Consider the following 24,058-nt stretch of genomic DNA (forward strand, 5'->3'; position numbering starts at 1 on the left):
CTGTGGGTGCTTGATTAGACTGGTCGTCTAGTGATGGGGCCGAGAAAAACACGCCGATGCGGGCGTGCGTGGACATCCCCTTGTCAGGGGGCGGTATGCAGAAGGCGGGCGGTCAACGCGACGGCGTCGTCGAACGGGCGGGTGCTGCGGGCGATCTTGACCATGATGCTGGTCCCGAGCCACAGCTGATACAGGCTGCGCGCGACAGCATCGGGCGGGTCCTGGATCGTCACTGAGCCGTCGGCGACGCCCGCTGCCAGGGCACGCGCCAGACGATCGGTGATTCCCGTGGTGCCACGTTGAAGGGCGGCGCGCATGGACCCGGACAGGTCGGCGACTTCCGCACCGAGCTTCACGGCCAGGCACTTGCCCTGGCAGTCCTCGAAGGACTGGCTGTCCTGCCAGGCGCGGAAGTAGGCCTCCAGCTGCGAGGCCTTGGTCTGCCCGGGCTGGCGGAAGATACGGTCCATATCAGCGAGATAGGCGGTGAAGTAGTCCTCCAGCATCGCCTCGCCGAAGGCTTCCTTCGAGGCGAAGTAGTGGTAGAACGAACCCTTGGGCACGCCGGCCGCGGCGAGGACCTCGTTGAGGCCGACCGCGGAAAAGCCCTTGGCGCTCATGATCCGCTGGCCGGTGGTCAGGATGGTGTCGCGGACAGGGGAGCTGGCGGTGGGGGAGTTCATGGGCGCCACTGTACGCCTGATTAGACCGGTCGTCTAGTGTCTCCTTGCGAGGTTTACGGGAAGCCGGCCAGCGACCGGCACTACCCCGTCCCCGGGCGGCGATTGCCGACGGGGAGGGGGCGGATCAAGGTATATTCCCCGGCCCCATTTTCATTGCCAGATATCGCCCCGCCATGAGCACGCCCCGCAAACACTACAAGCACCCCGCAGAATCCGAGATCGGCAACGGCACGATCTACCTCGAGGCGCAGGGCGATGTGATCGTGCGGCAGGTGGAGAGCTACCGCAGCGTGCTGGTCTGGGCCGACAAAACCGGGCAGGCCGATGAACGCTTTCCGCTGTCCGATCAGCCGCTGTCGTGGCTGGATCTGGATTCGGATGACGCGATCACCGCCAGCCAGTTTGAGGCCGTGTGGAAGCAGGCCAAAGCCGTTTCGGGCTGAGTGGGCCGGAAGGCTGGCGTCAGACCGTCCAGCCGGTGTTTTCTGTCGCCGCCACATGCATCAGCTGATCCAGCTGGCGCAGCGCTCGGTGCAGTTCCTGCCGGTTGGCGGCGGCACCCAATGAAATCCGCACCGCATCGTTGATCGCCACGCCCTCCGGCGTGAACGCCGATGACGGTGCGATGCCCAGGCCCTGCAGCCGTGCGGCGTGGGTCAGGCTGGCATCGGTCCAGTGCGCAGGAAGACGGCACCAGGCGTGCACGCCCGCACAATGCTGCAGGAACCGCGGCGACAACGCCGACTGCGCCAGATAGCGGCGCTCGGCGGCTTCGTCCTGCACCAGTTTCAGCATCGCCTGCGCGGAGCCATCCAGGATCAGCTGCGTCACCAGTGCGTTCATCAGCGGCGGCGCCATCAGGTTGACCGCGCGCAGGGCATCCAGCACGCCTTGGCGCGAGACGCCATCGGGCAGCTGTACAAAGCCGGTGTGCAGGCCCGGGCTCAGGCATTTGGACAGCGTGGAGATGTAGCAGGTGTGCTGCGGCGCCAGCAGCGCAAGCGGGGCAGGGGCCTCGTTCTCCAGCAGCCAGTAAGGGTCGTCTTCGATCAATCGCAGATTCTGCGCGCGCACCACCTCGGCCAGCGCTTCGCGGCGTTCCTGCGGCAGCGTGTGGCCCGTCGGGTTCTGTGCGGTCGGGTTGAGATAGACCACCGGCGCGCTGTGTTTCCTCGCGGCACGCGCGAGTGCATCCGGGCGCATGCCATGCGCATCGCACTCGACCACCTGCAGGCGACGCTGCAGCACCCGCGCGGCATGCAGCAGGCCCGGGTAGACCAGCGGCTCGCACAGAATCGTGTCACCGGCGTTGGTCAGCGCCAGCAACAGGGCTGACAGTGCGGCCTGCGCACCTTCCGTGACCACCAGCGCCTCGGCCTCCACCTTGCCGAGCATCGGCTTGAGCCACTGCTGCGCCGCCAGTTGATCCGCGCGGCTGCCGCCGCCGATGTGATACGTCATCAGGTTGCCCGCATCGCTGCGGGTCAGCACCGAGGACAGGCCACGCCGCAGCATGTCCGCGACCTGCCCGCCGCCGGGGCTGGGCGGCAGGTTCATGCTCAGGTCCACCAGCTGCGCCAGTTCCACCTTGGGCGGCGCCACGAACGACCCCAGCGGTCCGCGTGCATCGATCAACCCGCGCGTGCGCGCCTCGTTGAAGGCGCGGGTCACCGTGGTGAGATCGACACCGAGCTCGGTGGCCAGCGCGCGCTGTGCAGGCAGGCGTTGGCCGGGGCGCAGCGCACCCGACCAGACCGCACGTTCCAGCGCCTGCACGATGCGCAGGTAGACCGGCCCGTGGCCATCGGCGATGAGGGAGCTCCATTCCATGCGCGCATGGTACGCGCGCCGGGGAGAGCGGCTGCGACAGTGTGTCGCATCATGTATGGATCATGTCGTTGCCTAACGTACGCGGCTGCGGCGGGCACCCCCCATGCATATCGGTCATGCAGGGGGGTGTTCGCCACTTTTCATGATCCGGGCCGCCCGGCCCGGCACTGCGTTGGAAGGGCCGTCACGCATGAACCCCGCTACACATTCCGCTCGCCGCGCCACGCTGGCCGGTCGAGCCCGCGCCGGACGCTGGTTCGGCCTGGCAGCGCTGCTGCCGCTGCTCACAGGGTGCAAGAACCTGGAGCTGTTCAACCCCATGGGCAGCATCGCCGAGCAGGAAATGCAGCTGATCCTGGTCTGCACCGGCTTGATGCTGCTGGTGGTGATCCCGGTGATCATCCTCACGCTGTACTTCGCGTGGCACTACCGCGAGTCGAACAAGGAGGCCACGTACGCACCGACCTGGTCGCATTCCACCGCGATCGAAGTGGTGGTGTGGACGATTCCGTGCCTGATCGTGGTCGTCCTCGGCGTGTTGATCTGGAAGAGTACCCACGCACTGGACCCGTACCGCCCGATCGAATCGGACAAGGCGCCGCTGCGCGTGGAAGTGGTCTCGCTCAACTGGAAGTGGTTGTTCATCTATCCGGACCACAACGTGGCCACGGTCAACGAGCTGGTGATGCCGGTCGATACGCCGGTCGCGTTCAAGCTGACCTCCGAGTCGATGATGAACGCCTTTTTCGTGCCGCAGCTGGGCAGCATGGTCTACACCATGCCGGCCATGCAGAGCCGCCTGCATCTGATCGGGCACACGCCCGGCACCTATGCCGGCATGTCCTCGGCGTACAGCGGCGCGGGCTTCTCGGACATGAAGTTCGATGCGCGGGTGATGACCGAGGCGGACTTCGAACAGTGGCTGGCGCAGTCGCGCGGCACCGCCCAGCACCTGGGCCAGGCACGCCTGGCCGAACTGGAGAAGCCCACCCATGGGGCGCCGATGCAGCGTTTCGCCAGCGTGGACACCGGCCTGTTCGACAGCATCCTGCGCCGGCATGGCGGCATGCCCGACGACGAAATCTGCCTGCCCGGTGAAGAGCCCGGCGCGAAAACCCAACTCGTGAGCCTGGCCGCACCTGCCAGCCGTACCGCGGAGAACTGATTGTGCTTGGAAAGTTGAACCTCGAAGCGATTCCCTACCACGACCCGATCATCATGTCGGCGCTGGCGGGCTCGCTGCTGCTGGGGGCGGCGATCATCGCGGCCATCACGTATTACAAGAAGTGGGGCTATATCTGGACCGAGTGGATCACCTCGGTGGACCACAAGAAGATCGGCGTGATGTACATCATCCTGGCCCTGGTCATGCTGGTGCGTGGCTTCGCCGATGCGCTGATGATGCGTGCCCAGCAGGCCATCGCCGCCAATGACAGCGCCGGCTACCTGCCGCCGGAGCACTACGACCAGATCTTCACCGCGCACGGCGTGATCATGATCTTCTTCGTGGCCACGCCGCTCATCGTGGGCCTGATGAACATCGTGGTGCCGCTGCAGATCGGCGCGCGCGACGTGGCATTCCCGTTCGTCAACTCGCTCAGCTTCTGGCTGTCGGCGGTGGGTGCGGTGCTGGTGATGCTGTCGATGTTCGTCGGTGATTTCGCCGCGACCGGCTGGGTGGCGTATCCGCCGCTGTCCGGCATCGAGTACAGCCCCACGGTGGGCGTGGACTACTACATCTGGTCATTGCAGGTCTCCGGCATCGGCACCACGCTGACCGGCCTGAACTTCATCGTCACCATCCTCAAGATGCGTGCGCCGGGCATGGACCTGATGAAGATGCCGGTGTTCACCTGGACCGCATTGATCACCAACATCCTGATCGTGGCGATCTTCCCGGTGCTGACCGCGACCCTGGCGCTGCTGACCATGGATCGCTATTTCGGGATGCATTTCTTCACCAATGACGCCGGCGGCAACGCCATGATGTACGTCAACCTGATCTGGATCTGGGGCCACCCGGAAGTCTACGTGCTGATCCTGCCGTGCTTCGGTGCGTTCTCCGAGATCATCGCCACGTTCTCGGGCAAGCCGCTGTTCGGCTACCGCTCGATGGTCTATGCGACCTCGTCGATCGGCATCCTGTCGTTCTTCGTGTGGCTGCACCACTTCTTCACCATGGGCTCGGGCGCGAACGTCAATGCCTTCTTCGGCATCATGACGTCCATCATCTCGATTCCCACCGGGGTGAAGCTGTTCAACTGGCTGTTCACCATGTACCGCGGGCGGATCCGCTACCACTCCTCGACGTTGTGGACCATCGGCTTCATGGTCACCTTCGCGCTGGGCGGCATGACCGGTGTGATGCTGGCGATCCCGGGGGCGGATTTCGTTCTGCACAACAGCCTGTTCCTGATCGCGCACTTCCATAACGTGATCATCGGCGGCGTGGTGTTCGGCTGCCTGGCGGGCATCAGCTTCTGGTTCCCGAAGGCGTTTGGCTTCACCCTCAACGAGCGCTGGGGCAAGATTTCGTTCTGGTGCTGGCTGGTCGGCTTCTATCTGGCCTTCATGCCGCTGTACGTGCTGGGCTTCAAGGGCATGACCCGCCGCATGAACCACTACGGCGTGGAGGGCTACCAGCCGTGGCTGATCGTGGCCGCCATCGGTGCGCTGGTGATCGCCGCCGGTATCGCCGCGATGTTCATCCAGTTCTACGTCAGCGTGCGTGACCGCAAGGCCAACATGGATCTCACCGGCGACCCGTGGAACGCGCGCAGCCTGGAGTGGGCCACGTCCTCGCCGCCGCCGTTCTACAACTTTGCCAAGCTGCCGGCGATCACCTCGCTGGAGCAGCATTGGGACGACAAGCAGCACGGCCGGGCCTGGCAGCGCCAGGACACCTACGAAGACATCCACATGCCGCGCAATACCGCGTCGGGTGTGGTGATCTCGGTGTTCAGTCTGGTGCTGTGCTTCGCCCTGGTCTGGCACATGTGGGTGCTGGCCGGCATCGGCCTGATCGGTGTGATCGCGACCTTCGTGCTGCGCTCGTATGACCGTGATGTGGACTACTACGTGCCCGCCGCCGAGGTGAAGCGCATCGAAGACGCGCACTTCGCGCAGATGGAAGGAGCCAAGGCATGAGCGGCGATACCCTGACCGCTGCCACGCAGCACGGGCAGCTCGCGGCCGGTCATCACGACCACGCCCATGAGCACCACGACGACGGCAACAAGACCGTCGTCGGGTTCTGGATGTACCTGATGGGCGACTGCCTGATCTTCGCGGTGCTGTTCGCCACCTTTGGCGTGCTGCTCAACGGGACGGCCGATGGCCCCAGTGGCAAGGAACTGTTCAAGCTTGGCTTCGTGCTCTCCGAAACGGTGGTGCTGCTGCTCAGCAGCTTCACCTTCGGCCTGGCGATGCTCGGCATGCAGGCCGGCAAGCGCAACCAGGTGGTGGGCTGGCTGGCCGTGACCGGTGTGCTCGGTGCGGTCTTCATCGGCATGGAGCTGTATGAGTTCGCCGAGCTGATCCATGAAGGCGCCACCCCGGACGTGAGTGCGTATCTGTCGGCGTACTTCACGCTGGTGGCCACCCACGGCCTGCACGTCACCTTCGGCCTGCTGTGGCTGGCGATCATGATCCACCAGGTGCTGAAGTTCGGCCTGGACGGCATCGTGCGTCGCCGCCTGGCCTGCCTGAGCCTGTTCTGGCACTTCCTGGATCTGATCTGGATCTGTGTGTTCACCTTCGTTTACTTGAGGGAGTTTGTATGAGCGGCCACGCCACCCTGAAGGGCTACATCCTCGGCCTGCTGCTGTGCCTGGTGCTCACCGGTGCCTCGTTCGGCGTGGTCATGACCGATCTGGTGCCGCAGCCGCTGCGGCTGACCGCCATCGTGGTGCTGTGCGTGGTGCAGCTGGTCGCCCAGCTGGTGCTGTTCCTGCATATCGGGGCAGGGCGCAGCCAGCGTGAGAACACCGGCATCTTCCTGTGCACCGCGTTCCTGATCGCCATCGTGGTGGCCGGCTCGTTGTGGGTGATGCACAACGCCAACCTCAACATGATGCCGATGCAGATGTCGGCCGCGCCATGAGCTGGTCACGCTGCGGTGCCATGCTGATCGCGCTGGTCCTGTCCGCTCCCGTGATGCCGGTGGTGGCCGCGGCGCCGCAGACCCGCACCGCGGCAACGGTGTCGGTCAGCGACCCGTGGATCCGTCTGCCACCGCCGGCCGCGAACGTGGCGGCCGGCTACGTGCAACTGCATAACGGTGGTGGCGTCGACCGCCTGTTGTCGGCCACCTCTTCAGCCTTCGCCGAGGTGCAGGTCCATGCCATGCGCATGGACGGTGAGGTGATGCGCATGCAGGCGCTGCCTGAAGGGCTGGCCCTGCCGGAAGGCCGCACGGTCGCGCTGGAGCCGGGCGGGTATCACCTGATGCTGCTGACCCCGAAGCGGCCGCTGTCGGTGGGGCAGGTGGTCCGGGTGACGCTCACGTTTGCCCGCAGCGCAGACCAGGTGGTGGACTTCACCGTGCGCGATGGCCTGATCGCGCATGGAGGGACCAAGTGAAGCGCTGGTTGGCGTCAAGCGTCGTGGCGGTGGCGCTACTGGCCGGCTGCGCCGACGGCCAGGCACCGGTGATGGGCCAGGCGGCACTCGGGGCGGTCAAGCTGGAGAGCAGCGACGGGCGCACGCTCGCGATACGGGATCTGCAGGGCAAACCGACGCTGCTGTTCTTCGGCTTCACCCATTGCCCGGAAGTGTGTCCGCTGAGCCTGGTCAAGGCAGTGCAGATCAAGCGGTTGCTCGGGCCCGCCGCCGATGACCTGCAGGTCGCCTTTGTCACGGTGGATCCGCAGCGTGATACCCCGGCGCATCTGCGCGACTACCTGTCTGCCTTCGATACGACGTTCCTGGGCCTGGCCGGCGACGAGGCGGGCACCCGTGCCATCGCCGAGAGCCTGGGCGTGAGCTATCGCCGGGTAGGCGAAGGCGATATGGCCACCTTCGAACACACGGCATCGTGGTTCCTGCTCGGGGCCGACGGGCAACTGCAGGATGTGTACGGTTACGCGATGAGCGAGCAGGCGATCGTGGAGAAGCTGCGCATGCGGCTGCCATGACGCCCGGGGTGCCGGCCGTGGGCCGGTGCCCCTCCGTTACGGCTCACCACGCCCGCGCCCGCACCTCCCAGCAGGCTGCGGTGAAGGTCACTGCATCGCCTTCGATGAAGGGTGCGAACGCCGCCATGACCGCCTCCAGCACCTGTGTGCGGGTTGCTCCATCAAGATCCGGCGCCCTCAGCGCGCTTCCGACCGGCCCCAGCAACGCGACATACGTGGCCAGGTCCGCCCGGTCGATCCGGCAGGCCACGTCCAGCGGCAGCACCTCGATATCCTCCCAACCGCCGTCGCTCAGGATCTGCTCGACCCGGGCCTGATCGGCAAACGCGAACTGACCCGGTGCCCCGGGCGAGCGAGGTGGCAACTGCAGCCAGGGTGCCGCGGCGCGCTCGGCGGTGGTCATGAACGCGTTCTCGTCCGGCCTGCGCCAGGCCAGCGCCTGCAGCTCGCCGCCGCGTTTGGCGGCACGCTGCAACTGGCCGAAGGCCTGCACCGGGTCATCGAAGAACATCACGCCGAAGCGCGACACGATCCGGTCAAGACTCCCGGGTGCGAACGCATGCTGCTGCGCGTCGGCGACGATGAAGTCCACTGCCAGCCCGGCTCGCTGCGCGCGCTCACGCGCCAAGGCGATCATCGGGGCGGAGATGTCGACCCCGGTGACATGCCCCTGCGGGCCCAGTTGCCCCGCGATGGCCAGTGCCACCGCGCCGGTCCCGCAGCCCACGTCCAGCACGTGCAGATCGTCGCCCGGCGGGATCGCCTCCAGCAGGTGGGTGGCGAGCGGTGCGAACATCTGATCGAGGATGCGCTGCGCCTCCACCCAGGCCTCACCGGCCGGGCCATTCCATAACGCGTGCTGCGAGGTGTCGGTCATTGCAGGGCTCGATCTGGCATTGCCAGTGGGATGAGGAGGCTGCACTGTGCCACCTCAACCAACGTTGAGGTCAAGTGGCCAGGCCTCAGCCCCGCCACACATCCACGAGAAGTTTCACGTTCAACACGATGATCAACCCGCCGATCAGCCACGACAGCACGATCAGCCAGCGTGGCGCCACCAGCGCCCCCATCTTGGCCTTGTCCGAGACGAACCGCACCAGCGGCACCACCGCGAACGGCAACTGCATCGAGAGCAGCACCTGGCTCAGCACCAGCAAGCGCGCGGTGCCTTGCTCGCCATAGATCGCGGTCACCACCACCACCGGCACGATCGCGATGCCGCGGGTGATCAGCCGCCGCGCCCATGGTGCGATCCGCAGGCGCAGGAAACCCTCCATCACGATCTGGCCGGCCAGCGTCGCCGTCACGGTAGAGTTGATGCCCGAGGCGAGCAGGGCGACCGCGAACAGGGTCGAGGCCAGCCCGACACCGAGCATCGGCGCCAGCAGCTCATACGCCTGCTCGATCTCCTGCACGTCGGTACGGCCCTGCGCATGGAACACGGCGGCGGCCAGGATCAGGATCGAGGCGTTGATGAACAGTGCGAGCATCAAGGCGATAGTGCTGTCCGTCACCGCCCAGCGCAGTGCACTGCGGCGCCCGGCATCGGTGCGCGGGTAAGCGCGGGTCTGCACGATGGAAGAGTGGAGATACAGGTTGTGCGGCATCACGGTGGCACCGATGATGCCGATCGCCAGGTACAGCGCCTTGGGATCGGTCACCACCTGCGCATGCGGAATGAACCCGGCCAGCACTGCCTGCAGCGGCGGCGCCGCGATGACCATCTGGATCGCAAAGCAACCGAAGATCACCAGCAGCAGCGCGATCACGAAGGCTTCCAGGGCGCGGAAACCGCGGTTCATGAGCAGCAGCACCAGCACCACGTCCACCGCGGTGATGATCGCGCCGGCCAGCAAGGGGATGCCGAACAGCAGCTTCAAGGCGATCGCGGTGCCGATCACCTCGGCCAGGTCGCAGGCGATGATCGCGATTTCGCACAGCAGCCACAGCCCCAGTTTCACCGGCCGTGAGTAGTGGTCGCGGCAGGCTTGCGCCAGATCACGCCCGGTCGCGATGCCCAGGCGTGCCGACAGCCCCTGCAGCACGATCGCCATCAGGTTGGAGAGCAGGATCACCGAGAGCAGCAGGTAGCCGAACTGCGCGCCACCGGCGATGTCCGTGGCCCAGTTGCCGGGGTCCATGTAGCCGACCGAGATCATGTAGCCCGGACCGAGGAAGGCCAGCAGGCGGAACCACCAGTGGCCGCCCGTAGGCACCGCGACGCTGGCGTTCATTTCGCCCAGGCTGGGGGTGTGCCCGGTCGATGAGGGCCAGGCGGGGGGAGGCTCGGGGCGGCGCGGGATGTCCACGGCCGCAATATAGCAGAGGCTAAGTTACTAAGGCTTTGCAATCTGAGGCATCCCAACGCCTTAACCCTGAACCGCGTATCGTCACCGCTCTTTTCAGCTGGAGTGGGTGCATGCGTTGGATCGTGTTGTTGGCCGCCTTGGCCATGCCCGTGGTGGCGTGGTTCTCACAGACCGGCGTGTTCGGCCCGACCAACGGTGCAGTCTCCGACCAGTACCCGACGCTGCTGGTCGCGGCCGGGTACGCCTTCGCGATCTGGGGCGTGATCTTCCTGTGGGATGTGCTGTTCGGGTTCTGGCAGCTGCGCCTGCGCAAGCCGGACATCATCGGGGTTCGCCCCTGGGCCGCGGCGGGCTTCGCGCTGACCGCCGTCTGGATGCCGGTGTTCTCCAACCAGTGGTTCCTGCCGGCGCTGGCCATCATCTGGGCCGCCTTGCTCTGCCTGATTGTGGCCGCCTACCGCGCCTCGCCGATCACCGCCCCAGGCGGTCAGCGTGCCTGGGCGGCATACCCGCTCGGGCTGCACGCCGGCTGGCTGTCGTTGGCGGCCTACCTCAATACCGCCCAGGTGATCGTCGCCTACCGCTGGCTGCCGACCGACAACATGCTCGGCTGGAGCCTGGTGCTGCTGGTCCTGGCCACGCTGCTGGTGCTGGTGGTCAACCAGCTGCTGCGCGGGCATTTCGCCTATCCAGCCGCCGTCATCTGGGCGCTGGCCGGGATGTACGTCAAGCAGTCCGGCTGGGATCTGCCGGGCGCGGCCAACATCGCCACCCTGGCGCTGGTGCTGATCATCATCGTGGTGATCCAGACGGTCTGGCTGCGCGTACGCGCTTACCGCCAGCCGCGCGCCATCGTCGCCGCGCACCGTCATCGCCGTTGATTCTTTCTGCAGGAGACCCCTCATGAACATGTTGATGAAGGAGCGTTGCTGATGCGCGCTGCCATCCATACCGCCTTTGGCGATCCGACCCAGGTCCTGCACGGCGGCGATGTGCCGCAGCCGACCCCCGCGGCCGGTGAGGTGCGGATCCGTACCGTCCTGGCGCCCATCCACAACCACGACCTGTGGACCGTGCGTGGCCAGTACGGCTACAAGCCCGAGCTGCCCGCGGTCGGCGGCAGCGAAGGCACCGGTGTGATCGAGGCGCTGGGCGAGGGCGTCGAGGGCCTGAAGATCGGCCAGCGGGTCAGCGCCGCCTCGGTGCATGGCACCTGGGCCGAATACTTCATCGCGCCGGCGCGCATGGTCATCCCCATGCCGGACAGCATCGATGACAACACGGCCGCGCAGCTCATCGCCATGCCGCTCAGTGCCCTGATGCTGCTGGAATTCCTGCAGGTGAAGGAGGGCCAGTGGATCCTCCAGAACGCGGCCAATGGCGCGGTCGGCAAGGCCTTGGCGATGCTGGCCAAGGCGCGTGGGGTGCACTGCATCAACCTGGTGCGGCGCGATGCCGGCGTGGCCGAGATGGCCGAGCTCGGCATCGACCACACCATCTCCACCGCGCAGTCGGACTGGATGGCCCAGGTGCAGGCCAAGGTCGGCAAGGCCTCGATCGCCGCCGCCGTGGATTCGGTTGGCGGACGCGCCAGCAGCGAGCTGATGACGCTGCTGGGCGATGGCGGCACCCTGGTCTCGTTCGGCTCGATGACCGGCGAGCCGATGCAGCTCAGTTCGGGCGATGTGATCTTCAAGCAGGCCACGGTGAAGGGGTTCTGGGGCAGCAAGGTCAGCCAGGCGATGGCGCCGGAGGACAAGCGTCGCCTCGTTGGCGAACTGCTGCAGTTGGCCGCACGCGGTGGATTGAGCCTGCCGGTGGACGGCGTGTTCGGGCTGGCTGAGGTGGCCGCTGCCGCCAAGGCCAGCCTGGAGCCGGGCCGCAACGGCAAGGTGCTGCTGCGTCCCTGATGTGCACGGCCGGTTCTACCGGCCTGCGCGCAACGCCTCGATCACGACCTTCATCGCGCTCGAGGACTGCCGACGGCTGGGGTAGTAGGCGTAGTACCCGTCGAAGGGATCGCACCAGTCCTCCATGACACGCCGCAACGTACCGGCGGCGATGTCATCAAGCACCATGTCCTCGGGCAGATAGGCCAAGCCCGCACCCACCAGTGCGGCACGATGGATCGCGCTGCTGCCGTTGAAGGTCCACTGACCATCCACGCGCACGTTCACTTCCTCGCCGTCCTTCTCCAGATCCCACACCATCAGCCCGCCGTGGGTGGGCAGGCGCAGCCCGATGCAGTTGTGCGCGGCCAGGTCGGCCGGCAGTTGCGGCGCGGCATGCGTGGCGAAGTAGGCCGGGCTGGCCACGATCGCCATGCGCAGCGGCGGGCTGATCGGCACGGCAATCATGTCCTTGGCCACGCGGCCGCCCAAACGGATGCCGATGTCGTAGCGCTGGGCGACGATGTCGGCCAGGCCGTAGTCGATGGTCAGTTCCACATGCAGATCGGGGTAGGCGGGCAGCACGGTGGACAGCCGGGGCCAGACGATCGTGTTGGCGGCATGCTCGGCCGTGGTGATACGGATCGTGCCAGCGGGCCGGTCACGGTACTCGCTGATCGCGGCGACCTCGGCCTCGATCTCCTGCAAGCGCGGCGCCACGGTGTCGTACAGCCGTTTACCGGCCTCGGTCATGGAGACGCTGCGTGTGGTCCGGGTGAGCAGGCGCACGCCGAGGCGCTCTTCCAGCCCGCGCACGGTGTGGCTGAGCGCGGACTGCGAAACGCCCAGCTGCGCTGCGGCACGGGTGAAGCTGCGTTCGCGCGCGACGGTGACGAACACCTGCAGATCGTTGAAATTCTCGCGGGCCATGGGGCAGGGCCAAGGGCGCATGGCAGTCATGCGCGCCCATGATGAGCGCGGCCGACTGATGAACTCAAGCGGCTTTGTTTCGTGATTGATGAGCTGCAGTTATGGCTGCATGCCGATCGGGGCGGCTAGTGCCCGTGCGGGGGCAAGCCTACAGTGAGTGTCCCCGGCGGGCGCCGCCGTTGCTTCAGGAGATGTCTCATGGACCTGTTCACTGCCGCACTGTCGCTTTCGATGGCGGCCACCGTGCCCACCGAAACCGCGCCGATCCGCATCACCAGCGCGGGCACCGCCGCCTCCGCCGCGGGCCCGGCGGACTACTTCACCGGTCGTGTGCGCATCGATGCACCGTTCCAGACCGATGCGCCTGCGCGCGTCGGCGGGGCCACGGTCACCTTCGAGCCCGGCGCACGCACCGCGTGGCACACCCACCCGCTGGGCCAGACCCTGATCGTCACCGCGGGCATCGGCAGCGTGCAGGAATGGGGCAAACCCGCGCGTGAGATTCGTCCGGGCGACATCGTCTGGATTCCGCCGGGCGTCAAACATTGGCATGGTGCCAAGGCTGCCACCGCGATGACGCATATCGCGATCGCCGAAGCGGTCGATGGATCACCGGTGACGTGGATGGAGCAGGTCAGCGACGCGCAGTACAGCGGCAACTGAACCATGCTCCGCGATGGGGACGGTCGTGTCACATCCACCTGCGTACCCTCGTAGGCCGATTGAAACAGGAGAACCGTCTTGAGTACCGTTTTCATCGTCGGCGCGGCCGGCAAGGTCGGCCGTCACCTGGTCAAGCAGTTGGCCGACAAGCAGCATCGAGTGCTCGCGCTGCATCGCCGCGCCGAGCAGGCCGCTGAACTGGACGCACTCGGCGCTACGCCGGTCACCGGTGATCTCACCGCGACCGACGTGGGCACGCTGGCCGGCCAGATGCGCGGCAGTGACGTGGTTGTTTTCACGGCCGGTGCCGGTGGCGCAGGGGTGGAAGTGACCAACGCCATCGACGGCCGCGGCTTGGAGCTTGCGGTGGATGCCGCCCGGCAGGCGGGCGTGCGCCGCTTCCTGCTGGTCTCGGCATTCCCGGAAGCGGGCCGCAACAAGGGGATGGGCGGGGGTTTCGAGAATTACATGACGGTCAAGAAACGCGCCGATGTGTACCTGGCCGCGACGGATCTGGACTGGGTGATCCTGCGCCCGGGCACCTTGAGCGATGCGCCGGGCACCGGCCGCGTCACGGCCGGTCCGGCGATTGCGTACGGCGATGTGCCGCGTGCGGATGTGGCCGCCACGTTGGTGGCGCTGGTGGAGCAGCCGAGCGTCGCGCGGGTCATCATCGAGCTCACCGAGGGTGAGACGCCGGTCGATGAGGCGGTCGCGGCGCTTGCCCACGCGTAAGCGGGGCCGCCCGGTGCGGCAGTGGTAAAATCGCGTTTCCACACCGCGACACAGACGAGCACGCCATGAACGACGCCCCCTTCTATCCCATCGGCACTCCTGGCCAGCCCTGGGGCGCTGCGGAGAAGGCACAGTGGCGTGCCCGTCAGCTGCCCCAGCGGCGCTATGCCGACGATGTGCTGCCGGTGGTGGAGGCATTGCGTGACGCGTTCGATGTCAGTCAGTACGGCACGCTCGACTACGCCCCGGACCAGTACCCGCTGTTCGCCGTGCGCAGCCGCGACTGGAATCCGGCGCTGCCGACGATGCTGGTCACCGGGGGCATCCACGGTTACGAAACCAGCGGCGTGCAGGGCGCGTTGCAGTTCCTGCAGACCCGCGCGGCCGAGTACGCCGGGCGCGCCAATCTGCTGGTGGTGCCCTGCGTCAGCCCGTGGGGCTACGAGCGCATCCAGCGCTGGAACGCCGAGGCGATCGATCCGAACCGCTCCTTCATGGCCAACAGCTCGGCGGCCGAATCGGCCGCACTGATCGCGCTCATCGCGCCGCTGCGCGGCAGCATCGTGATGCATATCGACCTGCACGAAACCACGGACACCGATGAAACCGAGTTCCGCCCGGCCTTGGCCGCGCGCGATGGCAAGCCGTTCGAGCCGGGCCTGATTCCGGATGGTTTCTATCTCGTGGATGACAGCGAGAACCCGCAGCCGGCGTTCCAGACCGCGGTCAATGCGGCCGTCGAGCGGGTGACCCATATCGCCCCGGCCGACGACAAGGGCGAGATCATCGGCTCGCCCGTGGTGGCCCCGGGCGTGATCGAATATCCGCTGGAAAAGCTCGGCTTGTGCGCCAGCGTCAGCGGCGCGAAATACACCACCACCACCGAGGTCTACCCGGACAGCCCGCGCGCCACCCCGCAGCAGTGCAATGACGCCCAGGTGGCGGCGATCTGCGCGGCGATCGATTACGCGTTGGCGCATCCAGTCCGCCGCTGACCCGGCTTGAGGGCATCTTGATGGGAAGCACCAAGACCTCCGACGAATAAGCCGCAGCAACCCTCGTTGTTGTTGCGGCGCTCTGTCCAACTGCATTGTTCCGATGTGGCAGAGGCCGCCCTGTGTTCATCACTGTGCGGAGGCGCATCCATGCCTGTTCAACATCCTGTCTGGTCCCATTCCCTGTCCGCAGCCCTGTGGCTGATGGCGCCCTTCGATATCCTGGCCTCGCTGGCGATGGATATCTATCTTCCCGTCGTGCCCGAGATGCCACGCGTACTCGGCACGACCCCGGCGGTCATCCAACTAACGCTGAGCGTGTACATGGTGCTGCTCGGCGTGGGTCAACTGCTGTTTGGTCCGCTTGCGGATCGTCTTGGTCGGCGCCCGGTCCTGCTTGGGGGTGGGACGCTGTTTGCTGTCGCCTCGCTTGGCCTGGCCGCGTCCTCGACCGCGGCGCCATTCATCGCGTGTCGTGTGCTGCAGGCGCTGGGTGCCTCGGCGATGCTGGTGGCAACGTTCGCCACCGTGCGCGACGTCTATGCGCATCGCGAGGAGGGCACCACGATCTACGCCATGTTCGGTGCGGCGCTGGCCTTCGTTCCCGCGTTGGGGCCGATTATTGGTGCGCTGCTGGAGAGCAGCTGGGGCTGGCGCGCGATCTTCATCGCGTTGGCTGTGCTTGCCGCACTCGCCGTAGCCAATGCGGTACGCGGATGGCAGGAAACCCATGTCCGTCGCACAAGCGTATCTCGCTCGCCGATGGGTCAGGTGCTGCGCAGCCTGCGCTTCTGGACATACACGCTGGGCTTCAGCGCGGCAATGGGAACGTTCTTCGTGTTCTTCTCGACGGCGCCGCGCGTGCTCATCGAGCGCGCCGGCTTCGCGCCGCTGGCGTTCAGCCTGGTCTTCGGCACGGTCGCTGTGGTGATGATGGTGGCCACCCGCGGGGTCCGTCGCGCGGTGCTGCGCTGGGGCGAGGCCGGCTGCCTGGCACGCGGCATGGGGCTGCTGCTGGCCGGTGCAGCCCTGCTCATGGCAGGGCTATGGCTGGGTCGCCCGTCTTTCGTGACCTTCATCGTGCCGATGTGGGTATCGGCCGTGGGCATGGTGGCGACGGTGGCAGTGACCGCGAACGGGGCGTTGAAGCATGCCGACGATGCCGCGGGCACTGCGGTGGCGGCGTACTTCTGCGCGCAGAGCGTGCTCGTTGGTGCGGTAGGCACTGCCGTGGTGCTGGTGCTGCCCGGAGACACGGCGTGGCCGCTGGTCGCCTTTTCTGCGGGGATGGCGGTGGTGGTCATGGTGGCCCTGGCAGCGCTGCAGCGCAGGGAGCAGGCTGCGTCCTGACCGGTAGGTGGGTGTCAGGGGGCCGGCAGTTGAAACTGATCCAGCAACCACAGCGCTGCCGGCCCCAGCGGCGCGCCCTTGCGCCACACCGCGTCGGTGGACACCAGCCGTGGCCAGCCGGGCAGGGGCAGCTCGACCAGCATGCCCCGACCGTAGCGCGCCACCAGCGCCCGGGGCAGTTCGGCCCAGCCGAAGCCGTCCTCGGCCATCTCCAGCACCATCAGGTAGTCCGAGGCCGACCACGTGCGCCCGCGCGCGTGGCCGTCGCGCAGCGCATCGCCACTCAGGCAGATCTGGCGATGACGGGCCAGGTGCGAGTCCTCCGGCGCGGCCAGCGCGGCCAGCGCGTGATCGGCGGCAACGAACACCGCCATCTCCGCACGCAGGGGCAGGGCGCGCACCGCCAGTTCGGAGGGGTACGAAGGCTGATGCGGGATCAGCCCGAGATGGGCGCGGCCGCGCTGCACCACCTCCAGCACGTCGCTGCCTTCGGCATCCAGCCACTCCAGCTCGATATCCGGAAACCGCTGTTCGAACCGGCGCAGCAGGTGCTGGTCCGGGTTGAGCTGGTAGATATCCGAGAACACCAGGCTCAGGCGCGGCTCCACCTCATCGGCCAGACGGATGCTGAGCTGCTCCAGGCGGTCGGCGGCAGCCAAGATCTCCTGCGCATGGCCAAGCACTTTGCGACCGTCCTCGGTCAGCACCGGATAACGGCCACTGCGGTCGAACAAGGTGAGGCCCAGGTCGGCCTCCAGCGTGGCGATCGCGGTGCTGACGGTGGACTGGGTCTTTTTCAGCCGGCGCGCGGCGGCGGAGAACGAGCCGAGTGCCGCGGCCTCGACGAAGGCGTGCAGGGATTCCGGGCCATAGCGCATGGATGTATCGCCTTTGTCGATGGGTACCATCTTTGGCCTGATGGAAAATACGATGATACTGGCCGCGTCGCTCGGGTGCCATCGCAGGGCGGCGTGCCGATCATCGGTCGGTCCTTGCCGGCCCTCGTGTCGGTGTCGCCACCCACGTCACCCGGCCAGCAGCGACACATCCGCATCCGCCCTCCCGGCCGATGCCCGGTGCCCGGTGCCCGGCGTTCCGTCGGCGCGTACCGGCCGCAATCAAGGAGCTTTCCATGCACACACAGGTGCATTCCCAACCCCGTGCCCGTGGCGGTCTGATCGCCTGGGCCTGCCTGACCGTCGCGATCGTCGCTGAAGTGGTCGGCACCTCGTTCATGGCCGATGCCGCCCGTCATGGAGGCTATGCAGGCTATGTCGTCATGGCCGTGGCGTTGGCCATTTCCTATTACTTCCTGGCGCTGTCGGTGCGCGGTATCGCGGTGGGCGTGGCCTACGCCGTGTGGGAAGGCTTGGGCCTGACCCTGCTGACGCTGGTCGGCATGTTCGTGTTCAAGGACAGCCTGTCCGTGCAGCAGATGATCGGGTTGGTGATGGCGGCGGTCGGCATCGTCTGCGTCAGCCTCGGCGAGGCGCACACGTCATGAACCTCACCGCCTTCCTGTTTGTGCTGTGTTCGGCACTGATCGACATCGCCGCCAACATGATGGTGGCCAAATCCGACGGCTTCCGTAAGCCAGCGTGGGGTTTCGCCGCGATCGCGCTGGTCTGGATCGCCTTCGCGCTGCTTGGCCAGGCGGTCAAGACGATGGACCTGGCCACGGCCTATGCGATGTGGGGCGCCATCGGGGTGATCGGTACCGCCCTCTGCGGGCGGGTGCTGTTCGGCAACCGCCTGCGCCCGATCGGCTGGGTGGGGATCGCGCTGGTCACGGGTGCGGTGGTGGTGCTGTCGAGCCACTGATTGCGATCAGCGGAACAACTGATTCAGCACCGCCCCAGAGGCCGCATCGGCGAACCCGTCGAAGCGGCCTTCGTCCATCAGCAGCTGCGAGGCCCGCATCATGCCGCCCCAGGCGGTGCGCGCCATCGCACCGCCCACGCTGACCCGGCGCACGCCCATGCCGGCGATGTCCTGCAGGGTGAACGGCGATGCGCTGCCGACCAGCAGGTTGACCGGTCGCGGCGCCACCGCGGCCACCACCGCTTCGATCTGCTCCCGGGTGGTGATCCCGGGTGCATACAGGCAGTCCGCACCGGCCTCGGCATAGGCGCGCAGACGGGTGATCGCATCATCCAGGTCGGGGTGGCCGACGAAGAAGTTCTCGGCGCGGCCGATCAGCAGTACGTCCTCGCCGGACGCGTCGATCGCGCGGCGGGCTGCGCGAACCCGGGCCACGGCGTCGTCCAGCTGGCGCAGCGGGGCCGCTGGATCGGTGCTGGCATCTTCAATGGAGATGCCTGCCACACCGGTGGCGATGGCGCGGGTGACGTTGCCGCCCACCGCCTCCAGCGTGCCGAAGCCATCGCCGAAATCGGCGTTCAGTGGCAATGGGGTGGCGGCCGCGAGGCTGTGCAGGTGGGCGAGGGTTTCGTCCAGCGTCAGCGTGCCATCGGCCTGGGCCTGGCTCCATGCATAGCCGGAGCTGGTAGAGGCCAGCGCCTGCAAGCCGAGACTGTGCAGGTAACGTGCGCTGCCTGCATCCCACGGGTTGGGCAGCACGAAGCAGCCGTCCTCATGCAGCGCACGGAAGGCGGCGCGACGCGGGCGGGGATCGAAGGGCAGGGACGTCATGGCGCGTATCCGGGAAGCAGTGAACCGATGGTAACGCCCCTGTACGGCATGCCCGTCAGGCCCGCACCCAGCGTGCCGCCAGGCCGATGCAGACCAGCGTCACCGCCACCGCACTGAAGGCGAACACCAGGCTGCTGGCCTGCGCGACGAACCCGATCAGTGCCGGGCCGGCCAACACGCCGGCATACCCGAGCGTGGTGATGGCCGGGATGGCCAGACTCTCGGGCATGACCTTCTGGTTGCCCGCCATCGAGAACAGCGCCGGCACGATGTTCGCGCAGCCAAGGCCCACCAGCGCATAGCCGCACAATGCAAACGGCAGCCAGCTGGCGAAGGTGGCCAGCGCGAAGCCGGTGGCGGCAATCAGGCTGCCGATCAGGATTGAACGATGCCGGCCCAGCCTGGCCACCACGCCATCGCCGACCAGGCGGGTCACGGTCATCGCGATGGCGAAGGCCAGATAGCCCAGCCCGGCGCGGGAGGGATCCACCTGCGGCACTTCATGCAGGAACACCGCACTCCAGTCGAGTACCGCGCCTTCGGCCAGGAACGCCACGAAACACAGCACGCCGATCGCCAGCACCACCCCGTGCGGCACCGCGAACAGCGGCGCATCACTGAGCGCCTTGTCGGTACGCCAGTGCGGCAGCGAGATGGCCAGCAGGGCAGCGATCGCCGCCGAGGCGAGCAGGCACACCAGCCACGGTGACAGGTGCAGGGCCAACAGTGCGGTCATCGCGCCTGCACCGACGGCGCCGCCGATGCTGTAGAAGGCGTGGAAGCCGGACATCATCGGTCGGCCGCTGTCGCGCTCGACCATGATTGCCTGCATGTTCATTACGCAGTCGCACGCACCCACCCCGGCGCCGAACACGAACAAGGCCAACCCCAGCGTCGAGGGTGACGGCGCGATGGCCAACAGGGGCAGGCTGGCGATCACCATCACCAGCGTGGCGATCATGACGGCGCGACAGCCGTGGCGTGCGGCGAGCATCCCGGCAATCGGCATCGCCAGCAGGGAACCGGCACCCAGGCAAAGCAGGACCAGGCCGAGCGAGCCCTCATCCAGGGCCGTGCGGCGTTTGGCGAAGGGGACCAGCGGCGCCCAGGCAGCGGTGGCAAAGCCGGGAAGGAAGAAAGCGGCACGGGTGGCGTACTGCTGCGCGCGCGCGAGGCGTGTCGGAATGGACGTCATCGGTCGTGGAGGTCGAAGGAAAGGGTCAGCGTCGCGGGGCGAGCTGGATATCGACGCCGCGCTGGGCGAACGCGTCGATCTGTGGCTGCGGGGTATCGGCCTCGAGCACCAGCACATCGATGTCCTCCACCGCGCCGATGCGATGGTTGGCCTGTGCGCCGAGCTTGTCGCGCGTGGCGACCACGATGCAACGGCTGCTCGCGGCAAGCATCGCCCGTTTCAGCGCGGCTTCTTCGCCGTCCACCGCCCACAGGCCGTGCTGCGCATCCACCGCGCAGGTGCCCACGAAGAGGATATCGACGCGCAATCCGCTGACGGCCTCCAGCGCCTGTGCGCCAACGCTGGCACCGATACGCGGGTCGAGCCGGCCGCCGATCAGGGTGACGTCGATGCCGGCACGCCCCATCAAGGTCAACGCGATGTCCGGGGCGTTGGTGACGACGCGGAGATTGTGGTGCTCCGGCAGGCAGGCGGCGATGGCGCTGTTGGTGGAGCCGGCGTCGAGCAGGATGCTGTCACCGGCGCGGACCTGCTCGGCGGCATGGCGGGCTAGTGCCTGTTTCTGCCGTTTCTGCACGGTTTGCCGCTCGGTCAGGGGCGGGAACGCCGGCGTGGCGGGCAGCGCACCGCCATAGACCTTCCGGCACAGGCCCTGCTGGGCCAGGTCGCGCAGGTCGCGGCGGATCGAATCTTCGGAGACCTGCATCTCCACGGCCAACTGGGCTGAGAGAACGCGGCCCTGTTGCTGAAGCAGCTGCAGGATGGCCTGCTGGCGCTCGCTGGGGAGGGTGTCAGGGGAGGGCGTCATGGCTGAAAGAGGGATCCGCACCGATGCATGAAGGTTCCGATTCTATGCAAGGGTGCAGAAACGTGCAAACCGGCTCCCAGTGCCCACACCACATCATTCATTCCCGGCGCGCCATGGCGTCGGGACGCAGTGGATCACCGGTGCTGGTCCAGCTCCCGCTGCACGACACCGGCCACCCAGTCCATGAAGGCCGCCACCCGTCGTGGCAGGTGGCGGCGTTGCGCATAGAGCAGGGTGACCGCCATCGGTTCCGCTTTCACGTCGGCCAGGATTTCAACCAAGGTCCCCGAGGCCAGTGCCTGGCGCACGCCGAGCAACGGCACCTGGATGATGCCCAGCCCCGCCAGCGCCGCGGCGGTATAGCCTTCGCCACTGTTGACCGTCACCGCGCCGCCCATCGGCAGGCTTTGATAGGTCTGTCCATCGTAGTACTCAAATCCTGGCGAACGCTGACCCAGGGTTCCCACGTAATGAACCAGCGCGTGATCGGCCAGATCGTCCAGTGTCGTCGGTGTGCCGCGGGCCGCGAGATAGGCAGGGCTGGCGCAGGTGACGATCGGCAGCTGTCCCAGCGGGCGGGCAACCAGCGTGTTGTCATCCAGCGGCCCGACCCGCAGCACGCAGTCGAACCCCTCGCGGATCAGATCGACCCGGCGATCGGTACCGCTCACTTCCATCTCCACCCCGGGGTGCTGGGCGAGAAAGGCAGGCAACTGCGGTATCACCAGTTGCCGGGCCAGTCCGCTGGACATGTCCACGCGCAGGCGCCCCTTGAGCTGAGCGGTATCGATCCGGAACATGCCCTGCAGATCGTCCATGTCATGCAGCAGATCGTGCGCCCGTGCCTGGAACTGGGCGCCGTCGGCGGTCAGCTGCACCCGGCGGGTGGTCCGGTGCAGCAATTGCACACCGACGTCCGCTTCCAGCCGCTGCACGGCCAGCGACACGCTGGCTTTGGGCAGGCCCAGGCTGTCGGCAGCGCCGGTGAACGAGCCAAGTTCAGCAACCCGAAGAAAGCACCGCAGGTGGTCGAGACGATCCATGGATTGTTCGCGATTCGTGGATAGTCAAATCAGCATCCGCCGATTTATCGGGTGGTGCAACAACAATAGGCTGGCAACCATTCCCCCAACCGCAGGTGCACTGACATGAGCAACGCAACCCGAGTCGTCCTGATCACCGGTGGCAGCCGCGGCCTTGGCCGCAACGCCGCCCTCGCGCTGGCGGCCGACGGCGCCGACATCGTGCTGACGTACCGCAGCCAGGCCGAGGCCGCCCAGGAGGTGGTCGCCCAGATCGAAGCGCTCGGTCGCCGTGCCGCGGCGATTCCACTGGACGTGGCCGACAGCGCTGGCGTTGGTGACTTCGCCGCCAAGGTCCGCACGGTGCTGGAGGGCTGGGGCGAAACCCACCTGCAGGGGCTGCTGAACAACGCCGGCGAAGGCCTGCACGCGATGATCGCCGACACCACGGTCGAGCAGTTCGATGCGCTGGTCGCGGTGCATCTGAAGGGGCCGTATTTCCTGACTCAGGCGCTGCTGCCGTTGATCGCCGACGGTGGGCGCATTCTCAATGTGTCCAGTGGGCTGGCGCGTTTCTCGCTGCCGGGCAGTTCGGCCTACGCGATGATGAAGGGCGGCATCGAAGTGTTCACCCGCTACCTTGCCAAGGAGCTGGGCGCACGTGGCATCAGTGCCAACACACTCGCCCCGGGCGCGATCGAAACCGATTTCGGCGGTGGGCGCGTGCGCGACGATGCGCAGGTCAACGCGATGGTGGCCTCGGTCACCGCGATGGGCCGGCCGGGCAAGCCGGATGACATCGGTCCCGTCGCCGTGGCGCTGCTTTCGCCGCAGACCGCGTGGATCAACGCGCAGCGGGTGGAAGCGTCAGGCGGCATGTTCGTCTGACGAGGTGACCGCGACGACGACGTCGATCAGAGAGGAGCGTGGTCCCCTGTGTGTTTATGAACGGGTTCATTAAAAAAGTGTGACGAGTTGCCGGCTAGCTGATGGGCGTGCGCTGTTTTCCACGGTTATTAGGCAAGGGACACTTTTTTGATCACTCCGGGGGGAACCACCATGAAGCAGCTGCTCATCTACGAACGTCCGATCCAGCTCAACCGCGTTGCCCATCGCAACCACCGCGTGGTGGCCACCCCAGGCGATTTCGCCTTCGCCACCGCGCTCAATTCCGTACCGCTGGCCTGTGTGGAGTTCGCGCCGGTCGCCCGCGAGTACCCGATCCTGTTCGCCGGCAACAGCGCTGACGCGGTGGTGCCCGCCGCACTGCTGGGCCTGCGTGCCGGCCAGAACCTGATGGTCGATGAGCAGGGCAGCTGGGCCGAAGGGGCCTACGTCCCGGCGTTCCTGCGCCGCTATCCCTTCGTGCTTGCCGAACGCGATGAAAAGGGCAGCGACTTCACCGTCTGCCTGGATGAGGCCTATGCGGGTATCCGCGAAGGTGGCGAGGAAGGTGCGCCGCTGTTCGATGACGAGGGCAAGGACAGCCCGCTGCTGAGCAACGCACTGCAGTTCCTGCAGGAGTACCAGGTGCATCTGGCGCGTACGCGTGCATTCAGTGCGGCGCTGGCCAGCCATGGGCTGCTGGTGCCGCGGCAGGTGAACGTGCAGACCGCGCTGGGCGAGGGCTTCTCGCTGGATGGCTTCTTTGTGGTCGATGAGCAGAAGCTGCGCGAATTGAAGGGCAAGGCGCTCCAGGATCTGGCGCGTTCGGGCGATCTCGGGCTGATCTACGCCCATCTGCTTTCGCTGGGCAATGTCGAGCTGCTCAGCCGCGCGCTGGACAGCCGTCCAGCCGCTGCCGCAACGCACTGATCCCTTCCCAGTAACGCCACCGAGCGGCAAGGCATCTATTGCCTTGC

General features: G+C 66.9%; 27 protein-coding genes. 17 read left to right on the plus strand and 10 right to left on the minus strand.

The annotated features are described in order from the left end of the window. Positions 1-83: 83 nt before the first annotated feature. On the minus strand, positions 84-683 hold the full coding sequence (locus tag ABE463_RS01310) for a TetR/AcrR family transcriptional regulator (protein WP_346466969.1): 600 nt from the start codon (positions 681-683) through the stop codon (positions 84-86). A 173-nt stretch (positions 684-856) separates the two neighbouring features. On the opposite strand from ABE463_RS01310, the gene ABE463_RS01315 reads away from it, so the two are divergent. Further along, positions 857-1,126 (plus strand): hypothetical protein, encoded by a 270-nt coding sequence (locus ABE463_RS01315; RefSeq protein ID WP_121036968.1) that lies wholly within the window; start codon positions 857-859, stop codon positions 1,124-1,126. A gap of 19 nt (positions 1,127-1,145) precedes the next feature. Here the strand turns inward: ABE463_RS01315 and ABE463_RS01320 are convergent, their stop codons facing one another. After that, positions 1,146-2,513, minus strand: a complete 1,368-nt coding sequence (locus tag ABE463_RS01320; RefSeq protein ID WP_346466970.1) for a PLP-dependent aminotransferase family protein — start codon at positions 2,511-2,513, stop codon at positions 1,146-1,148. Positions 2,514-2,703: 190 nt separating this feature from the next. On the opposite strand from ABE463_RS01320, the gene cyoA reads away from it, so the two are divergent. Genes cyoA through ABE463_RS01350 form a run of 6 tightly spaced genes read left to right on the plus strand, consistent with a single transcriptional unit; the run spans position 2,704 to position 7,648 of the window. Next, positions 2,704-3,678: a ubiquinol oxidase subunit II gene (gene cyoA / locus ABE463_RS01325; protein WP_346466971.1), complete on the plus strand. Its 975-nt coding sequence runs from the start codon at positions 2,704-2,706 to the stop codon at positions 3,676-3,678. Between the two features lie 2 nt (positions 3,679-3,680). Continuing rightward, positions 3,681-5,660 (plus strand): cytochrome o ubiquinol oxidase subunit I, encoded by a 1,980-nt coding sequence (gene cyoB, locus ABE463_RS01330; protein ID WP_346466972.1) that lies wholly within the window; start codon positions 3,681-3,683, stop codon positions 5,658-5,660. Next, positions 5,657-6,295, plus strand: a complete 639-nt coding sequence (gene cyoC / locus ABE463_RS01335; RefSeq protein WP_102789309.1) for a cytochrome o ubiquinol oxidase subunit III — start codon at positions 5,657-5,659, stop codon at positions 6,293-6,295. The genes cyoB and cyoC overlap by 4 nt, the downstream gene beginning before the upstream one ends. Continuing rightward, a complete protein-coding gene (gene cyoD, locus ABE463_RS01340) occupies positions 6,292-6,615 on the plus strand; it encodes a cytochrome o ubiquinol oxidase subunit IV (RefSeq protein ID WP_121036963.1) in 324 nt (107 codons plus the stop codon). Before cyoC ends, cyoD begins: the two co-directional genes overlap by 4 nt. Beyond that, entirely contained in the window at positions 6,612-7,094 is a 483-nt protein-coding gene (locus ABE463_RS01345; RefSeq protein ID WP_346466973.1) for a copper chaperone PCu(A)C, read from the plus strand. The genes cyoD and ABE463_RS01345 overlap by 4 nt, the downstream gene beginning before the upstream one ends. Next, positions 7,091-7,648: an SCO family protein gene (locus tag ABE463_RS01350; protein ID WP_346466974.1), complete on the plus strand. Its 558-nt coding sequence runs from the start codon at positions 7,091-7,093 to the stop codon at positions 7,646-7,648. Before ABE463_RS01345 ends, ABE463_RS01350 begins: the two co-directional genes overlap by 4 nt. Positions 7,649-7,691: 43 nt before the next feature. Here ABE463_RS01350 and ABE463_RS01355 read toward each other — a convergent pair whose 3' ends face one another. Together ABE463_RS01355 and ABE463_RS01360 are read right to left on the minus strand one after the other, a co-directional pair. Further along, positions 7,692-8,525 carry a class I SAM-dependent methyltransferase gene (locus ABE463_RS01355; protein WP_346466975.1) on the minus strand — a complete coding sequence of 278 codons (834 nt, stop codon included), beginning with the start codon at positions 8,523-8,525 and terminating at the stop codon, positions 7,692-7,694. An 85-nt stretch (positions 8,526-8,610) separates the two neighbouring features. Next, a complete protein-coding gene (locus tag ABE463_RS01360; protein WP_346467163.1) occupies positions 8,611-9,951 on the minus strand; it encodes an Nramp family divalent metal transporter in 1,341 nt (446 codons plus the stop codon). 116 nt (positions 9,952-10,067) lie between these two features. Here ABE463_RS01360 and ABE463_RS01365 point away from each other — a divergent pair, with 116 nt between their 5' ends. Next, positions 10,068-10,838: a hypothetical protein gene (locus ABE463_RS01365; protein ID WP_346466976.1), complete on the plus strand. Its 771-nt coding sequence runs from the start codon at positions 10,068-10,070 to the stop codon at positions 10,836-10,838. Positions 10,839-10,889: 51 nt separating this feature from the next. Then, on the plus strand, positions 10,890-11,867 hold the full coding sequence (locus ABE463_RS01370) for a zinc-binding dehydrogenase (protein WP_346466977.1): 978 nt from the start codon (positions 10,890-10,892) through the stop codon (positions 11,865-11,867). Between the two features lie 15 nt (positions 11,868-11,882). Here ABE463_RS01370 and ABE463_RS01375 read toward each other — a convergent pair whose 3' ends face one another. Beyond that, positions 11,883-12,776: a LysR family transcriptional regulator gene (locus tag ABE463_RS01375; protein ID WP_346466978.1), complete on the minus strand. Its 894-nt coding sequence runs from the start codon at positions 12,774-12,776 to the stop codon at positions 11,883-11,885. 198 nt (positions 12,777-12,974) lie between these two features. Between ABE463_RS01375 and ABE463_RS01380 the strand changes: the two genes are divergently transcribed. From ABE463_RS01380 to cml, 4 genes are all read left to right on the plus strand, one after another. Further along, positions 12,975-13,439: a cupin domain-containing protein gene (locus tag ABE463_RS01380; RefSeq protein WP_346466979.1), complete on the plus strand. Its 465-nt coding sequence runs from the start codon at positions 12,975-12,977 to the stop codon at positions 13,437-13,439. 78 nt (positions 13,440-13,517) lie between these two features. Beyond that, positions 13,518-14,174: an SDR family oxidoreductase gene (locus ABE463_RS01385; RefSeq protein WP_346466980.1), complete on the plus strand. Its 657-nt coding sequence runs from the start codon at positions 13,518-13,520 to the stop codon at positions 14,172-14,174. A gap of 65 nt (positions 14,175-14,239) precedes the next feature. Then, entirely contained in the window at positions 14,240-15,169 is a 930-nt protein-coding gene (locus tag ABE463_RS01390; protein WP_346466981.1) for a M14 family metallocarboxypeptidase, read from the plus strand. 150 nt (positions 15,170-15,319) lie between these two features. Then, positions 15,320-16,519, plus strand: a complete 1,200-nt coding sequence (gene cml / locus ABE463_RS01395; RefSeq protein ID WP_346466982.1) for a CmlA/FloR family chloramphenicol efflux MFS transporter — start codon at positions 15,320-15,322, stop codon at positions 16,517-16,519. Positions 16,520-16,533: 14 nt separating this feature from the next. On the opposite strand, the gene ABE463_RS01400 is transcribed toward cml, so the two are convergent. Then, positions 16,534-17,397: a LysR family transcriptional regulator gene (locus tag ABE463_RS01400; RefSeq protein ID WP_346466983.1), complete on the minus strand. Its 864-nt coding sequence runs from the start codon at positions 17,395-17,397 to the stop codon at positions 16,534-16,536. Between the two features lie 254 nt (positions 17,398-17,651). Here ABE463_RS01400 and ABE463_RS01405 point away from each other — a divergent pair, with 254 nt between their 5' ends. After that, positions 17,652-18,023 carry a multidrug efflux SMR transporter gene (locus ABE463_RS01405; protein WP_346466984.1) on the plus strand — a complete coding sequence of 124 codons (372 nt, stop codon included), beginning with the start codon at positions 17,652-17,654 and terminating at the stop codon, positions 18,021-18,023. Then, positions 18,020-18,340, plus strand: coding sequence for a multidrug efflux SMR transporter (locus tag ABE463_RS01410; RefSeq protein ID WP_346466985.1), 321 nt, complete (start codon positions 18,020-18,022; stop codon positions 18,338-18,340). The genes ABE463_RS01405 and ABE463_RS01410 overlap by 4 nt, the downstream gene beginning before the upstream one ends. 6 nt (positions 18,341-18,346) lie before the next feature. On the opposite strand, the gene ABE463_RS01415 is transcribed toward ABE463_RS01410, so the two are convergent. The 4 genes from ABE463_RS01415 to ABE463_RS01430 all read right to left on the minus strand — a co-directional run bounded on the left by ABE463_RS01415 (position 18,347) and on the right by ABE463_RS01430 (position 22,217). Beyond that, positions 18,347-19,171, minus strand: a complete 825-nt coding sequence (locus ABE463_RS01415) for an isocitrate lyase/phosphoenolpyruvate mutase family protein (protein WP_346466986.1) — start codon at positions 19,169-19,171, stop codon at positions 18,347-18,349. 55 nt (positions 19,172-19,226) lie between these two features. Next, positions 19,227-20,366, minus strand: coding sequence for an MFS transporter (locus tag ABE463_RS01420; RefSeq protein ID WP_346466987.1), 1,140 nt, complete (start codon positions 20,364-20,366; stop codon positions 19,227-19,229). A gap of 25 nt (positions 20,367-20,391) precedes the next feature. After that, entirely contained in the window at positions 20,392-21,174 is a 783-nt protein-coding gene (locus ABE463_RS01425) for a DeoR/GlpR family DNA-binding transcription regulator (RefSeq protein ID WP_346466988.1), read from the minus strand. 134 nt (positions 21,175-21,308) lie between these two features. Then, positions 21,309-22,217, minus strand: coding sequence for a LysR family transcriptional regulator (locus tag ABE463_RS01430; protein ID WP_259259916.1), 909 nt, complete (start codon positions 22,215-22,217; stop codon positions 21,309-21,311). Positions 22,218-22,322: 105 nt separating this feature from the next. Here ABE463_RS01430 and ABE463_RS01435 point away from each other — a divergent pair, with 105 nt between their 5' ends. Next, a complete protein-coding gene (locus ABE463_RS01435; protein WP_346466989.1) occupies positions 22,323-23,084 on the plus strand; it encodes an SDR family oxidoreductase in 762 nt (253 codons plus the stop codon). Positions 23,085-23,255: 171 nt separating this feature from the next. Then, positions 23,256-24,011, plus strand: a complete 756-nt coding sequence (locus ABE463_RS01440) for a SapC family protein (RefSeq protein WP_346466990.1) — start codon at positions 23,256-23,258, stop codon at positions 24,009-24,011. Positions 24,012-24,058: the final 47 nt, after the last annotated feature.

The sequence above is a fragment of the Stenotrophomonas sp. TWI819 genome, from assembly GCF_039673075.1.
GTDB classification, from domain to species: domain Bacteria; phylum Pseudomonadota; class Gammaproteobacteria; order Xanthomonadales; family Xanthomonadaceae; genus Stenotrophomonas; species Stenotrophomonas rhizophila_B.